Source organism: Acetobacteraceae bacterium, assembly GCA_004843345.1.
Classification (GTDB): Bacteria; Pseudomonadota; Alphaproteobacteria; order Acetobacterales; family Acetobacteraceae.
Genome location: CP039460.1, coordinates 1337160 through 1352067 on the forward strand (window position 1 = coordinate 1337160; position 14908 = coordinate 1352067).

Annotated in this window: 7 protein-coding genes and 1 tRNA gene; 6 read left to right on the top strand and 2 right to left on the bottom strand. The window is 44.2% G+C overall.

Annotation, left to right across the window (positions count from 1 at the left end):
• The first annotated feature begins 168 nt into the window (after window positions 1-168).
• From FAI40_06630 to FAI40_06650, 5 genes are all read left to right on the top strand, one after another.
• Window positions 169-6204, top strand: coding sequence for an SDR family NAD(P)-dependent oxidoreductase (locus FAI40_06630; GenBank protein QCE35036.1), 6036 nt, complete (start codon window positions 169-171; stop codon window positions 6202-6204).
• On the top strand, window positions 6204-8069 hold the full coding sequence (locus FAI40_06635; GenBank protein QCE35037.1) for a fatty acyl-AMP ligase: 1866 nt from the start codon (window positions 6204-6206) through the stop codon (window positions 8067-8069). Before FAI40_06630 ends, FAI40_06635 begins: the two co-directional genes overlap by 1 nt.
• Before the next feature lie 200 nt (window positions 8070-8269).
• Window positions 8270-9607, top strand: coding sequence for an autotransporter strand-loop-strand O-heptosyltransferase (locus FAI40_06640; GenBank protein ID QCE35773.1), 1338 nt, complete (start codon window positions 8270-8272; stop codon window positions 9605-9607).
• Window positions 9604-10995 (top strand): autotransporter strand-loop-strand O-heptosyltransferase, encoded by a 1392-nt coding sequence (locus tag FAI40_06645; protein QCE35038.1) that lies wholly within the window; start codon window positions 9604-9606, stop codon window positions 10993-10995. Before FAI40_06640 ends, FAI40_06645 begins: the two co-directional genes overlap by 4 nt.
• A gap of 162 nt (window positions 10996-11157) precedes the next feature.
• A tRNA-His gene (locus FAI40_06650) sits at window positions 11158-11233 on the top strand.
• Window positions 11234-11263: 30 nt separating this feature from the next.
• Here FAI40_06650 and FAI40_06655 read toward each other — a convergent pair.
• Both FAI40_06655 and FAI40_06660 read right to left on the bottom strand, forming a co-directional pair.
• Window positions 11264-12157 (bottom strand): hypothetical protein, encoded by an 894-nt coding sequence (locus FAI40_06655; protein QCE35039.1) that lies wholly within the window; start codon window positions 12155-12157, stop codon window positions 11264-11266.
• Window positions 12158-12179: 22 nt separating this feature from the next.
• Window positions 12180-13880, bottom strand: a complete 1701-nt coding sequence (locus tag FAI40_06660; protein ID QCE35040.1) for a hypothetical protein — start codon at window positions 13878-13880, stop codon at window positions 12180-12182.
• A 538-nt stretch (window positions 13881-14418) separates the two neighbouring features.
• Between FAI40_06660 and rplM the strand changes: the two genes are divergently transcribed.
• On the top strand, window positions 14419-14901 hold the full coding sequence (rplM, locus tag FAI40_06665) for a 50S ribosomal protein L13 (GenBank protein QCE35041.1): 483 nt from the start codon (window positions 14419-14421) through the stop codon (window positions 14899-14901).
• The last annotated feature ends 7 nt before the right edge of the window (window positions 14902-14908 follow it).

Genomic DNA, 14908 nt, shown 5'->3' on the forward strand with positions numbered 1-14908 from the left:
GCGTCAGTTTGGGTATTCAGATTGACGCCCTTTCTTTATGGTAGGGTATCAAAAATTATTGTTGATTTTAGCAAGGGTAAGATGCTTTTCTTCATAAGAAGCCATGCTTTGAGATGTGAGATAAAACTGGCCTGATTTTCAGACATTAGATTATCGAAAAGGGACGGAATGAGCGGTTCAAGTCAAACGGAAATTGCCATTATTGGGGCAGGGCTGCTTTTTCCTGCAAAAATTGAATCGTTAGAAGACCTTTGGAATTTTTTAATGAGATCAGGGGACGCTTCTGTCGAAGTGCCTGCGGATCGCTGGTCGTTTAAGCGTTTCTATTCTCCAGCACCCCAAGCCGCAGGTAAAACCTGTATGACACGGGGGCATTTTATCATTCGGGATGTGAATGCGTTTGACTGTGCAATTTTCGGTCTTTCTCCCCGTGAGGCCAGTTTGCTCGATCCGTTGCAGCGCAATGTTTTGTTTGCCGCTTGGCGTGCGGTTGAGGATGCAAAACTTGCCCCAAGTCAGATTAAGGGTACAAAAACAGGTGTCTATATTGGCGCTTTCTTAGATGATTTTCTTGTCTATGCCGGCAGGTCAGAGATGCGGGCGCAAATTCAAGACCATTTTGCGGCTGTTTCCAGTACAGCAGGCATGGTTTCCGCACGGTTAGGGCATGTTTTCAATCTGTATGGCCCTGCTATGAGTGTGGATACGGCATGTTCCTCCTCGATGACAGCGATTGTGCAGGCCTGTGAGGCCTTGGCGCAGGGCAGTTGCGAAATGGCATTTGCTGGCGGCTCAAGCTATATGATGATTCCAGAGCCCGCCATTACGATGGCGAAGGCAGGGTTTCTTGCAAAAGATGGGCGCTCTAAAAGTTTTTCGGACAAGGCAGACGGCTATGGAAGAGGCGAAGGGGCTGGTATTCTCCTTTTAAAGCCGTTGAAAAAAGCGCTTGAAGATGGTGATCCTGTGCGTGCTGTGATTTGCGCAGGCGCACTCAATCAAGACGGACGAACCGCTGCTGTGCCTGTTCCTTCTCAAAAGGCGCAGGCTCTTTTGATGGCCTCTCTTTTAGAAAAATCAGGGTTGCATCCGAACGAGATTTCAGCGGTTGAGGCGCATGGTGCAGGCACGCCTGTTGGCGACCCGATTGAAGCGGCCGCTGTCTCCAAAGCCATTGCGCAAAAACGCTCTCAAGAGCTTTCCCCATTGTTGATTGGATCAATTAAGGCAAATATTGGTCATTTAGAGGCGAGTGCCGGTGTGGCAGGGGTGATGCGTGCGATGCTTTCTTTGGAGCATAAGCGCCTTCCGCCTTGGCCCTGTGAAGGCAAGCCAGCGGATTTCTTAAAAGAATATCATTTGCATCTCCCTGAAAAGGGCGTGAAGCTGCCGAAAGTCAAAGCAGGTAAATCTCATTATATTTTAGCAAATTCTTTTGGATATGGCGGTGCAAATGCGGCGGTTGTTTTGCGTTCCTTTGCGCAGAAAGAGCGTCCTTCCAGTAAAAGAGCCACTTCTATTTTTCAGGAAAACATTCCCTTTGTTTTGAGTGCAGCCACATTGCCTGCTTTGAAAAAACAAGCAAAAGATTATGCTGATTTTATCGAAGGGCAGAAGGCGGAAGATGAGCCTGTTTTCTGGCGTGATGTCTGTCAAAATGTGTTGCGGCAGCGTGATTTGCTGACTTACCGTTTGGTTCTTTTGAAAGAAGATCGGACATTTTTAGAAATAGCGGCGCTTTTGCGCCGTTTTGCCGAAGCAGATGGGGAATTGCCTTCTTTAGAAGGGGGTTATTATGGCGAAGTTCCTGATAGCACTGTTTTAGAAACAAGTTGTTTGTATTTTGGCGCTTCCCCTGTGCCAGCCTTGAGGGAAGGTGCTGTTGTCTTATTGGATTTACCTTCTGGAATTGCGTGTAAAGCAACTTCTTTGCTGAAAGAAAAACAGAAGCGGGATAGGAACAGCGATGCTAAGGCAGAAATTTTCGAAGATTTGCGTCAGGCTGGAAATTTTAAAGCGCTCAAGCCTTTTTCAAGCGCTATTTTGCAAATAGCAGCGGCAGAATTTTTACACTCTTTACAGTTAAAACTGACAGGGATTGCAGCAGAGGCGCAAGGAGGCTCTAAAGTAGCTTCTCTTATTGCAGCTTATTTTAATGATAAGGTGACAGCTTCCGCACTTTTGGACGCTTTTGAGGGCACGGAAGTGCCAGCGTTGCCTGCTTTGCCGAAACGCAGTTCTGCTTCGTTGGTTGTCATGTTAGGAAGTGGTGGCGGTCAGCCCGATTTTCTGGCTTTAAAGCGAAAAATTCCACTTGATAAAGCTTTGCAGGAGGTTGGGGCACGCCTCCTTTCCGAAGGGGCTGGGATTATTCCACTTGAAAAAGGCGGGCGTAACTTAACCCTTCCTGTCTATCCTTTAGGACTTGAAATTATGGCACCGCCAGAGCGGATTGGTGCTAAAAAAGATCGTGTGGATTTAACCGTTCATCCCGTTCTTGGAACAAGCCGGGAAGGCACAGAACGAAGCTGGAAAGCTGATTTGACAACAGGTTTTCTGCCATGGCTTCCAGATCATGCTGTTCAGCGTCAAAATGGGCAGGCTGCCGATTGGCTTTTCCCTTGTGCCGCCTTTGTTGAGGCAGGATTGGCAGCGCATAAGGAAATGACAGGCGAGGCAGCATGTATTTTAGAAGATTTGCATCTTCAATCGCCCTTATTTCCTGCTCGGGATTTAACGAGCCAAGCTTTTTGGCAATTTAGAAAAGACACAAAAAAGCTTTCTTTTGCGAGCTGGTTGCCTGCAAGTATTGGGGACGAAAATCCATGGCTGCCGCATGGGGATGTTTCTATTTTGGAAGCGGCTCCTTGGGGGGAAGAAGAATTTTTTGCCTATCAGGAGGCAATGGCTTCTCCAGAGATGGAAGCGGTGGAGATTTCAGATTTTTATCAAAAATTCCGCCGTTTGGGCGTGTATTACGGGCCTTCTTTCAGATCGGTTGTGGCATTAAGTCGTTCTGGCCGAAAGATTGGCGAAAGTGCCTTTGGAAAGGTTGCGCTTCCCGCTGTTTTACAGGAAAAAGGGGATTCCCGTTATTTGCTTCATCCTGTTTTGCTTGATGGGGCTTTCCAGATGGGGCTGGCTTTGTTGCCAGAGGAATTAGAAGCGGCTTATGCGCCTTGTGCAATCGAACGTTTTGTTTGGTATGGCAGGGAAAATGCTAAAAGACTGACGCATCTTGTTGCTAAAGTAACTTTGACAGCTTTGACAGAAGAAACGCTTTCGCTAGACGGTACTTTTTATAATGAAGAAGGCCTTCTTTTAGGAGAAATGCGTGGCCTTGAATGCCGTGCCCTTAAAAAGAGAAAGCCTCTTTCTTTACTCGGAATAAAGTGGGAACTCGCACCGCCTTTAGCCTTGTTGGCAGAAGAACAGCCCCTTTATATTTTTGGAAATGCGGAGGGTGTTTCCCGAGCGGCCCTTAAGGCGCTTGAGACAAATGGGCGAAAGCTTACGCATTTTAAGACACTTTCGGAGATAGAGGCTTGTTTACAAGAGAAAAGTCCTTCTGCGTTCCGATTGCTTTATTTGCCTCAAAAACAGGCAGGTAAAAATCGAATTGAAGAAGCCGTAGCACTCTTACGAGCTTTTCAAGCGCTTTTAAAAACAGTGGCCTCTTTTCCGCATTTTTCTCTGACGCTGGTTGGGGAAGGGATCTTTCCAGAGATTGAAACAGATTTTATAGATGAAAAAAGTTTAGATCTGATCCCGTTATTGGGCTTTTTGCGTTCGGCACGCATAGAATATCCAACTTTTCAGTTTAAAACTGTTTTTTTTGAAGGAGATGTTGGGGAGATTTCCAAATCTTTAGCGGCAGAGATGTCTTTGGAGGATTTTTCAGAAACAGAAGTCTTCTTGAATGGAGAAGGGCGCTTTGTCCCTCGGATAGAAGAGATGAAATCTTCTTTTAAGACGATGCTAAGAGAAGAAATCTCTCTTCAAAAGCTTTTAGATCCCAAAGCCTCGAATGTTGCGCTTCGTCTTATTCGGGATGAAGACGGCAAGCAATTTACGCAAGGGCTTGGCTGGGAAAAAGTGCTTTTACCACCGCTGTCTGAAGGGGAAATACAGGTTAAAACCATTGCCGCAGGGTTGAATTTTAAAGACTTCCTGAATGTGATGAGGCTTGTGCCGGAATTTGTGCTGCGAAATACGCATACCGCAGGTATTTTAGGGATGGAGGCACTGGTTGAAGTCGAGGCATGTTCTGCGTCAGATTCTTTTTTTAAAAAAGGAGATCTTTGCCTTTCGTTTATGCCAGGGGCTTTTGAATCCCGGCGTGTTCTCCCAGCAGACACAAAGTTACTTTTCCCTCTTCCAGCTTCGTTTCGAGAATTATTTCCAATTTCAGAATTTAAAGCGTTGGCGGGCTTCTCGATTGCGGCTTTGACTGCATGGGGCTGCTTGGTGCGTCTTGCGCATTTAGAGGCAGGTGAAACGGTTCTTATTCATTCAGCCGCAGGTGGTGTCGGGCAGATGGCGCTTCAAATTGCACAGTTAAGAGGCGTTAAAATTTTTGCAACCGCTGGAAGTCCAGAGAGGCGCACTTGGCTGGCATCGCAAAAAAATGTGGAAGCTGTTTTCGATAGCCGAAGCTTGGCCTTTTACGATGAGATTTTAGCAAAAACAGGTGGAAGAGGCGTTGATGTCGTTTTAAATGCTTTAACAGGAGAGGCCTTGACCGCAAGTTTAAAGCTCCTTGCGCCGTTTGGGAGGTTTGTTGAAATCGGTAAACGGGATATTGTTGAAGGCAATGCGCTTAATTTGACGCCGTTTAATGAGAATTTAGCGTTTTTCTCTTATGATCTTGACCGCATGATGAAATCCCATCCTGAAATTGCAGGAGAGGATTTGAAAAAATTATACGGGCTGCTTTTGGAGAATAAATTAGTACCTCCAAAATCGGAATTTTTTCCCCTAGAAAAAGTACAGAGTGCTTTTCGGCATTTTTCTCATCCTGCCCATGCAGGACGGATCATTTTAGATTTCTCTAAAGAGGAAAACGTTTCAGAAAACCCTGCAAAAATACGGGAAAATTTCAAAAATACGTTTTTTGAGAATGCGGAGGCCGTTCATCTAGTGACAGGGGGAAGTGGCGGATTTGGGATTGAGACGCTTCATTGGCTCTTGGAAAATGGTGCAAGGCATTTACATGTTGTCTCTCGGAAAAGACCTGAAAACAGGCCAGAATGGAAGTCTCTCATTGTAAAATCAAAAAAATTAGGCGCTGAGATTGTCTGTCATGCGATGGATATTTCACAGCCTGAAAAACTTGTTCCAGTTTTAAAAAAAATAACGCAGAAACGTCCGCTGGGCGGTATTTTTCATGCGGCGGGTGTAACAGAGGATGCGCCACTAACTGATCTTTCAGCAGAGCAAATATCAGCCGTTTTGATTCCTAAAATGGGAGGGGCGATCGCACTGTGGCAGGCCTGTAAGAAACTCTCTCTAAGGCCGAAATATTTCATGCTTTACTCGTCCTTTGTCGGATGTTCTGGGAATTCAGGGCAGGCAGCTTATGCGGCATCCAATGTTTTTTTAGATCTTTTTGCCGCTTTTTTACGTCAGAAAGGGATAAACGCATTTTCTGTGGGATGGGGGGCGATTGCCGAAGGCGGAATGACACAAAATGGCAATGCATTAGCCCTTTTCCGTCAATCAGGTATTGGGGTAATCTCTGCAAAACAGGCACTTGATTTAATGGCGGTACTTGCGCATACGCAGAAAAAATGGGGGGCTGTGGTCTCCATTGATTGGCAGGCTTTTTTCAGAACGTTGCCTGCTATTGGTCGAGAGGCTCGTTTTTCGTTGTTGAACGAAAGGGAAAATATTGAAATAGGGCAGGCATTATTGTCCCTTCCAAAGTCAGAACGGAAATCTTTTGCTTTAAAAGTAATTTTAGAAGAGGTTTCAGCCATTTTGCAGCTTGAAGCAGGTGGAATTACGCCGAGAACGCCTTTGGATTCATTGGGATTAGATTCTTTGGCAGGAATGGAGCTTCAAGTGGCTGTGCAGAAACGTTTGGGGGTTGAGTTGCCTGTTTCTATTTTGGCGACGGCGAGAACACCGGATGCGCTTGCTGGGCGGATCGTGGAACGAACTTCCACGCTTTCACAAAATGATGCGTTTGGTGCGGAGGGGTAATGCAAGGTTCGGTTTCAAAGGGCGATTTAGAGATCTCTTCGATCCCTGTCATGACGCGTCCTTATGGTGAAAATGGTGAATTGCGCACAGCGTTGGATTGGCGAACGGGCTGGCTGGATCAGATTTTAGGAATGCGGGCGCATTTGTATCCGGAAAATGCTGGTTTTTATTTTTTAGATAAAAAAGGAGATGTGGAAGGCGAGCTTTCTGTTCAAGCGCTTGAGGCGCAGGCACGGAAAGTGGCGGGTATGATTGCCGCTTATATTCCACCTCGAAGTCCTGTTGTTCTTTTGGGTGGCAATTATTCTGAATTTCTTATTGGATTTTTTGGGATTATTTATGCCGGATGTATTCCTGTTTCAGGGGTTTCTCCCTCTCTGTCAGGGGCCGTTGAGCGGTTGCGGCATGTTTTATCAGACTCCAAGGCTGCAGCTGTTTTTGGGACAAAAGAGGATTTAGAAGCGTTCTCTTCTCTCTGTGCTGATTTTAATGTGCGTTGGCTTCCGGCAGAGCAGGCTGAAAAGGCTTTGCCTTATTTTCAGCCGATACGGGAAAGTCATGAAGATACGGCCTTTATTCAATATACTTCTGGGACAGAAGGAAAACCGAGAGGGGTTCCTGTCAGTCAAAGGGGGATTTTGACGAATTTGCACCGTCAGGCAGAGCAGGCAGCTTATATCCATCCAGGCCCCGGTTTGAGCTGGCTTCCTTTTACCCATGATATGGGGCTGATTACGACTTTATTTTTAAGTCTTGCTTCGGGGGAGCGTGTTTATATTCAAAGGTCAGAGGATTTTATTCAAAATCCTGCTAGCTGGCTGGAGGCTATTAGCCGATATCAGATTTGTTTTTCAATAGGCCCTGTTTTTGCTTATGATTTGGCGGTCGCTGCTTTGGCAGGAAAGTCAGATCATTTGGATTTATCTTCGTGGCGTGTCGCTTGCGTAGGGTCTGGCCCTCTTCATGCGGCTTCTTTGCAAAAATTCGCAAATACGTTTGAGGAAAATGGTTTTTCTGCGCTGAATTTTCGCCCAGGATATGGGATGGCAGAAACAACGTTGATTATTACTTCGGAAACAGGCTTGAAGATAAGAGGGTTTCTGCGCTCTGCAATGGCGGAAGGCCATGCTGTTCTCTCCACTTTAGAGAATAAAAAAGAAGATACACGTTTTCTCGTGAGTTGTGGTGCTGTTTTGCCAGACCATGAGATTCGGGTACGCAGTCCTGTAACCGATGAATGGCTGCAATCTGGTGAAGTTGGTGACATTTGGGTTACAGGGGCATGTGTTGCGAAATCCTATATTGGGTCTTTTGAGCGTGAGGGTACAGAATTAAGCCAGCGGCCTGTTCTTTTTTATGAGGATGAGGCTGGAAAAACATGGTTTCGTACAGGGGATGCTGGTTTTCTTTTCGGGGAGGAGCTTTTTGTCCTTGGTCGTGTTGTGGAAGCGGTGATACAAGAAGGCAAATTTTTTGATCCGTACGATTTGGCAGAAGAAGTGCGCTCAGCGATGCGTGATTTTCAGCCAGAAGAAAAAAAGAATAGCCGAATAGAAGCCATTGTGATTTATCCCGAAGGGGGGCATCTTTATGCCTTAGTGGAAGCTGATCCACAGTTAAAAAGGCCTAAAGAGGCGGCTTTGGCAGGGGCACGGCGCTTGTTTGAAATTTGTGGAACGCGTTCTGTTAAAGTTTTTTTTGTTGCGAAGGGTGGCCTTTCCCGAACACCAAATGGAAAATTGAGATTTAAGGCCAGTGCAGAAAATTTCAGGTCAAATCATTTGAGAACCTGGGGAGAGTACATGTTTGGCGCTAAAGATTTAAAAGTTGCAGAATATAAGGAGGTGGAATGGCTGATTCCGTGATGCTTTCAGGCAGTGAAGTAGAACCAAAAGTAGACACAGCGCCGTCTGTGGAAAAGGGGCAAGAAAGCAAAGAGGCCGTTTCTTCAGAAGCGTCTGCTGCAAAAAATCCCGTTATGGAGCTTCCAATGCCAGAGCCTCCATCTCCGATGGAGGAAAAGAAGCAGCCTTCCGCGCAACAGGCCGCACCAGCACAGTTAGTCATGGAGGGACCAAAAGGGATACGCTTTGATTTCAATGATGGCTGCCGTGTGGATGTGCCTTCTGGTAAAAAATGGCGTGTTCAGTTCCGTGATACGGGGACAGATACTGTTTTGTTCGATCAGTGGCTTGATCAAGGGGGACGGGTTCAGAGCGCAAAACACTATTATCTGCCTTTTCAAATTACCGTTTGGGAAGAAAGTGAGGCAGAGCCCGTTTTTCAACATAAATGTGATCTATATGGCAAAAAAGTTGTCGTTCATATGGAGCTGGGCGGTTTAGGGGATCATTTAGCTTGGGTCGGTCAGGCAATGGCTTTTGGACGGCAACATAAGGCAGAGCTGGTTTGCGTTGTTCGGGCTGATTTGGCCGAAATTTTAGCGCCTGCAAATCCGGATATTACTTTTGTGACTGCGGACAAAGTGCCCACAGATAGCTATGCTTCTTATAAAGTTCTCGTCTTTTTTGATGATGTGAGCCGGAATTGGCAGCCTTTGGATTATCGTCAGGCAGGTCTTGGACGGATGGGGGCTTATATGTTGGGCTTAACGCCTGAAAACCGTCGTCCAGATATTGATATTGAAGATAAACCTCCGATTGAAGACCCTTATGTTGTGATTGCCGTTCAGGGATCTGGTTTAGGGAAGATGTGGAATAATCCTTACGGATGGCGGCAGGTTGTCCAATTTTTAAAATCTTTGGGCTATCGTGTTATTTGTATTGATCAGGCTCGTGTAACGGGCGTTAACACGGTTTGGACACATATTCCTCATGGGGTAGAGGATGAGACTGGAAACCGTCCTTTGAAAGAGCGTGCAAGATGGCTTAAACATGCTGATTTTTTCATTGGTCTTTCCTCAGGGTTGTCTTGGCTCGCTTGGGCGGCTCAAACGAAAGTTGTGATGGTTGGCGGATTTACAGAAGATTACAACGAGTTTGAGACACCGTGGCGGATTATTAACCGAAATGTATGTCATGGCTGTGCAAATGATTTAGCGATTAGACTGGATTTGAAAGATTATTTTTTCTGCCCACGTCATAAAAATACAGACCGCGCTTTTGAATGCAGCCGTTTAATCTCTGGAAATCAGGTGATTCAAGCCTGTAGCGATCTGATTTTAGATTTACCTCAGGAAAAGAGAGACCGGTTAAAGCTTTTTTCTGAAATGCCAGAGCGGCCAAAGAAAGTCGTTAAGGCGCATAAAGCGAAAGAGAAGGGCGCTTCTACAAAGAAAGTACCTAAAAAGTCAGGAGAGAAAAAAAGCGTGGCAAAACCCACAGCTAAGGCTTCTAAAAAGGGCACTCCGAAATCTTCGAAAAAGAAAGGGCAGCCACAATGACTTCTTCTGTCGCCTCAGATCAAAAAATCTCCGTTGCGCCTTCACCTCAAGAAGACCGTTCAGCTTTAAAAAATGTGCTGCATAATATTCAGACATTGGCACCAGCAGCCCCTGCTGGATCGGAGGATAAAAAGCCAGCGCCTGTCGTTGAAAAAAAAGTTAATGAGGATGCTTTTCCGCCACCTTCAAAAGCGCTGACACAGGAAGGTGAGCAGGGAATTCGATACGATTTCAATATCGGCGCACGGATTTATGTGCCTGCGGGCAAATGGATTATTCGTGTTCGGGATTTGGATACAGCAAGTATTCTGCATGAATTTCGTGCGGGAGATGTTACGTTTGTTGCCCGTAAGAAATACTGGATGAATTTGCGTCTTGAAGCAGTTAACGAAGAGACTGGTTTTTCTTGGTCGCATAGTTGGAATGGTAAGGGAAAGAAAATTGCGATTGTTCTTCCAGGTGGAACGCTAGGGGATTCAATTGCCTGGTTTACCTATGCGGCACGTTTTGCTTTGGTGCATGACTGTAAATTAACGGTGATTGTGGCAGAGCATATTCGGGAATTGTTTGCAACGCGTTATAAGCACATTACTTTTATGGTGCGGGATGAATTTTCGGATGATATCCGTAAGGAGATGTATGCAACCTACTATATGGGGCTGTATTTCAGAGATGAGACGAATGAGTTTCAACCTGATGATTTCCGTATGTTGGGGCTTCATCGTACGGCAGGCGCACTTCTTGGCGTTGATCTAACAGAGGAAGCTCCTGTGCCTGTTGTCGCAGAGCCTGATGCGCCTCCGATTCCAGACCCGTATGTTGTGATTGCTGTACAAGGTTCGAGTGCATGTAAGTTATGGAATAATCCAACAGGCTGGCATGCGGTGGTCGATTATTTAAAACAGTTGGGATATCGGGTGATTTGCATTGATAAAGAACCCGTTACAGGGCACGGCATTCATTGGAATCACCTTCCAAATGGGGTGGAAGATGAAACAGGCAACAGACCCTTGGCAGAGCGTGCGCGTTGGATTAAATATGCCGACTTTTTTATCGGATTGTCTTCAGGTCTCTCTTGGCTGGCATGGACGGTGAATGCCAAAATCATTATGATTTCGGGTTTTACACATCCTCGCAATGAGTTCTATACGCCTTGGCGCATTTTTTCTGCAAATGGCTGTAACTCTTGCTGGCATGATGTTCGCGTCCCTTTTGAGCATTCGAATTATCTCTTCTGCCCAAGGCATAAAGAGACGCAACGTCAGTTTGAATGCACACGCATCATTACTTCTGAATATGTGATTCAGACAATAGACCGTTTGATGAAAGAAAGCCATTTGATTGCGCCAAAAGATCGAAAAGTGAAAAAAGTAAAAACAAAAAAATAAGTTTTGCTGATTTTATTTTAGAGCAGGGGCTTTTAGCCCCTGTTTGCATATAAAGGAGGGATTTTTTAAGGGGAAAAAGAGATTTTTTTTAAGAAAGATGACTTTTTATAAATTTAGGGCTGGACGTTTCTAAGCATTTTCTCTAAAGAGGTATTCGTGCTGGTGGATGTAGCTCAGTTGGTAGAGCGCCGGTTTGTGGTACCGGTGGTCGTGGGTTCAAGTCCCATCATTCACCCCAGCACATTTTTGGATTTTTATTGTCTGCTTTTTAGCAGATTTTTTTTTGCCAGTTTTCCAGTGTTAAGCTTTGTGGCGAAAATCCTAAAGTAGCTTCCATTTCAGAAATTGAAAAATGCTTATCTTCTGTCAGACGCCGAATAGCTTGAGGCGTAGGAAAAAGGCTCGCATATTTTGGGATAAGTGTCCCTAAGTGCTTAAGAAGCTTACTGCCAGGCAATAGAAGCCATAAAGGCAGAGGGACAATAAAACGTTGTGAGAGCTTCTGTGCATTAGACAGAAACAAAATGACCTCCTTATATGTGTAGCTTTCTTTTCCAGCAATAATAAGAGATTCTGGCTTTTGAATTCTTTGTTTTAACAGGCATTCTCCAGCTTTTGCGATGGATTTCCCGACATCTTGGTAATGAATAGGCTGAATTAGATTTTTCCCACCTTGAGGCAGGGGAAGGATTTTAAATTTTTGAACAATTTTAGCTAGTTTTGAGATGTTTTGGTTGTTGTTATCTCCAAAAATCATTGTTGGATGAAGGAAAAAAGAAGGACGGTTAGTTTTTAAAAGAAGTCGTTCTGCTTTTAAAACCTCCAATGCATAAGAATCAGGCCATTGAGTATATTTTCGTGTAGATCCAAGAGCCACGATAGGACAATGACTTCTTTCAAGAATTTTGGGTAAAAAGCGTGCTGGGGGAGTGAAAATAATCAGGTTATAGCCGTTAAAGAGATTCTTCTCTTGCAAGTGATTGAGATCTCCTACGTCTATTTTTTGGCAAAAGGAATGTAAAGACGGGGGGATATTCTCTGGATGATTTGTCCATCCGGAGAAGAGAGCCTTTGGAAAGATTATTTTTAAATATTCTAAAGCGCTTTGGGCGCAATCATTTCCCAGTCCAAAAATAAGAATGTGAGGAGGGTTTGGCATCATAGGATTGATTTAGCCGTCTAAGCTAAAAAGATTGTTTGATCACAGCTTCCTTTAGAGGAAGTTGCCCTAAAGCTTGTTCTGGCGGCAAGTTATTCCATCCCCAAAAATGAGAGAAATCAAAGGTGGTTTTGAGGCGTTTTTTTCTTGGATTTGCAATCCATTCGACGAGTGTTTCAAAATAAGGGTTGTGAAAGGCATTGTCGTGCAATATTTCCTGAATTTTAGCGCATGAAGTCGTTTGGACATCTTTTAGAACTTTCCAAGAATTGCAAAGGATAGGGGAGAGGTCTTGCCCTGAGAAGCTTAAGGAAAGATTACTCATTTTAAAATTATCCTCCCAGTTGAGTCTAAGAAGGCTACTTTCGAAAATGTTTTTTGTAAGTGGCGGATAAGAGAAGGCAAAAGAGCCTTTGATCTGAGCTTGTTTTGTCATTTCAAAATCAAGCGAAAATTTAGAGAGCCAACTTTCTGGTGTTAGCGTCGTGGTTTCTTTTGGGACAGAAAGCGCCGTAATTTTGAGAATTGGACCAAGCGTACTCAAGCTTTCATGAATTTCTTCAGAAAGGGGAATATGGTGAGAAAAGTTATTTTCAATTCCAATAATGTTAAAATAAGACTTAAACGCCCATTTGTCCTTTACAGCACTTAGGCGGCGTTCTCCTGTTATTTTTGGAATTTTAAATTCTTTTTCAGGTTCTGCTGGCGCCGTGATTTTTGTGGTGAGACCAATGAGTGTTAAGCCATATGGTGCTGTGTTGAAAAACTTCTCGGGATCATCCCAAAATTGGTGTGCAGCCATGATTTCTTCCCTGCCTGGGCGTTGGAGAAGATTGCCACCTTCGTGGATTTCGCCATTGTCTAAAGAGAGTTCGATGGCGTGAACCGCACCATCTTGATTACGAAGATTCTGATGGAGAAGATTATAGAGAACTTTAATTTTTAAATTTTTGACCGAAGCAACAGGATGTGCGCCTGTGCCATATCCTTCAAGATTAATATTTTCAAGAGAGAGGCTTGGAATGATGAATCCGTCTTTTTGGATAAGATTTTTTATTGTGTCTGCTTGAATATTCTCTTTAGAGTTGTTTTCTAGATTTGTTTTGGTAGGGGTAAGCTGGTTTTGAGAGCTTTTTTCCGCTGTGTTTAAATTCTTATCAATTTTAACTTTTTCAAACTGAAGGCGGCCAAAACGAATATTGCCTAGGGTAGGGTTTTGATTTGAAACACGTTTGAAGAAGGCTGCGACAACTTCTTTGTTCTCTGGAGCAGACGGGACAAAGGATTCATTTTCATTAAGGGTATTTTCATCAAAAATTAACTCATCCCATTTGCGTTGCTTTGAGGCTGATGGAATGATTTCTAAATGACGGAGAATACCTTTTTGAGAGGAAAAAGTATGTTCATCTGAGATGATTTGAGCTTGATCCACCGTAACGCTGGAAAATTTTAAAATATTTTCTTCGATATGTGGATGGCCGAGGCAAAGATTTTTGAAAAAGAATTGGGTTGTTCCTAAGTGAAAGGACGCATCCTCAATATTCATCCCTTGAATGGTTATAGCGGGTGTCACTTTGCTGTATTTAAAGCCAAATTCAGGCGGAATATTTTTTAAAAAATCGTTAATGTCATGTCGGCTGGCTTCATTCGTATGATGCAGAATCTCAGCGCCCGCAATTGTGCTGGCAATTGCCAGGGTAATAAGAGCGAGCCATCCCTGCCGCATATCAGGAGAATTCCTTACATAAAGTGAAGATATTGAATGATTCTTCGGTAATTATATAGGAAGAAATCCTTTTTTCCTAAGGAAGAATCTAAGAGATTTGTATCTTGCTTAAGATTTAAAATGCGGAAGAAGTGGTTTTTTGTAAAAAAAATGCTTTGCTAAGTGCTATATTTATAGCGGTACTATATTACCATACTTTAAAAAAGATTGGATTTCTGCGCTTTTTAGCGTTTTGATTTGTTAAAAAGAGTCTTGACGAATTTGTCCTAAATAGGGGATAAGAGAGGACTAAATATAGAGCAGGTGGGCTTTTTCGTAGAGAGCAAGCACTTGATTTTCTCTATTTGGGCGGTGGGGCACACCGTCAAAACCTTTGGAGGCAGGGGGAGATTGCTCCCTTAGCGACAGAGGAAGCTACTGCGGTGGCGTGTCCAAAAACAGAGTTATTATTTTAAAGCATTTTCCCAAGGATTTTTTAAGAAGCAATGGGGCTTGTTTAGAAAATATTTTGGGATGTAGCTCAACGCGGAAAGACAATATGTCACTTACGAAATCCACACCGGTTCTTAAGCCGGCTCAAGTAAAGCGCAAATGGGTTCTTATCGATGCGCGTGATTTGGTGCTTGGACGTTTGGCCAGCATCGTTGCAAATCGACTAAGAGGAAAGCATCTCGCACAGTATACACCACATGTTGATTGTGGCGATGCGGTTGTCGTGATCAATGCCAAACATGTTGGTTTGACAGGCAGAAAGCGTTCTCAGAAAGTTTTCCACTACCACACAGGTTATCCAGGCGGAATCAAAGAAAGAAGTGTTGCTCAACGTTTAGAAGGCCATAATCCAGATCATCTGGTGCGTAAGGCTGTTGAACGTATGATTACACGTGGTCCGCTTCAGCGTGCGCAAATGCGTCATCTCTTTATTTATCCAGAAGATGCGCATCCGCATGAAGCACAAAATCCAGAAAAATTGGATGTAGCGGCCTTCAATTCTAAAAATACCGTAAATCGTAAGGCGTAAGATAGAG

Bases quoted from the DNA above. Each gene is read 5' to 3' on its own strand.
- FAI40_06630 (QCE35036.1), top strand. From the start codon at position 169: ATGAGCGGTTCAAGTCAAACGGAAATTGCCATTATTGGGGCAGGGCTG.
- FAI40_06635 (QCE35037.1), top strand. From the start codon at position 6,204: ATGCAAGGTTCGGTTTCAAAGGGCGATTTAGAGATCTCTTCGATCCCT.
- FAI40_06640 (QCE35773.1), top strand. From the start codon at position 8,270: ATGGAGGGACCAAAAGGGATACGCTTTGATTTCAATGATGGCTGCCGT.
- FAI40_06645 (QCE35038.1), top strand. From the start codon at position 9,604: ATGACTTCTTCTGTCGCCTCAGATCAAAAAATCTCCGTTGCGCCTTCA.
- FAI40_06655 (QCE35039.1), bottom strand. From the start codon at position 12,157: ATGATGCCAAACCCTCCTCACATTCTTATTTTTGGACTGGGAAATGAT.
- FAI40_06660 (QCE35040.1), bottom strand. From the start codon at position 13,880: ATGCGGCAGGGATGGCTCGCTCTTATTACCCTGGCAATTGCCAGCACA.
- rplM (QCE35041.1), top strand. From the start codon at position 14,419: ATGTCACTTACGAAATCCACACCGGTTCTTAAGCCGGCTCAAGTAAAG.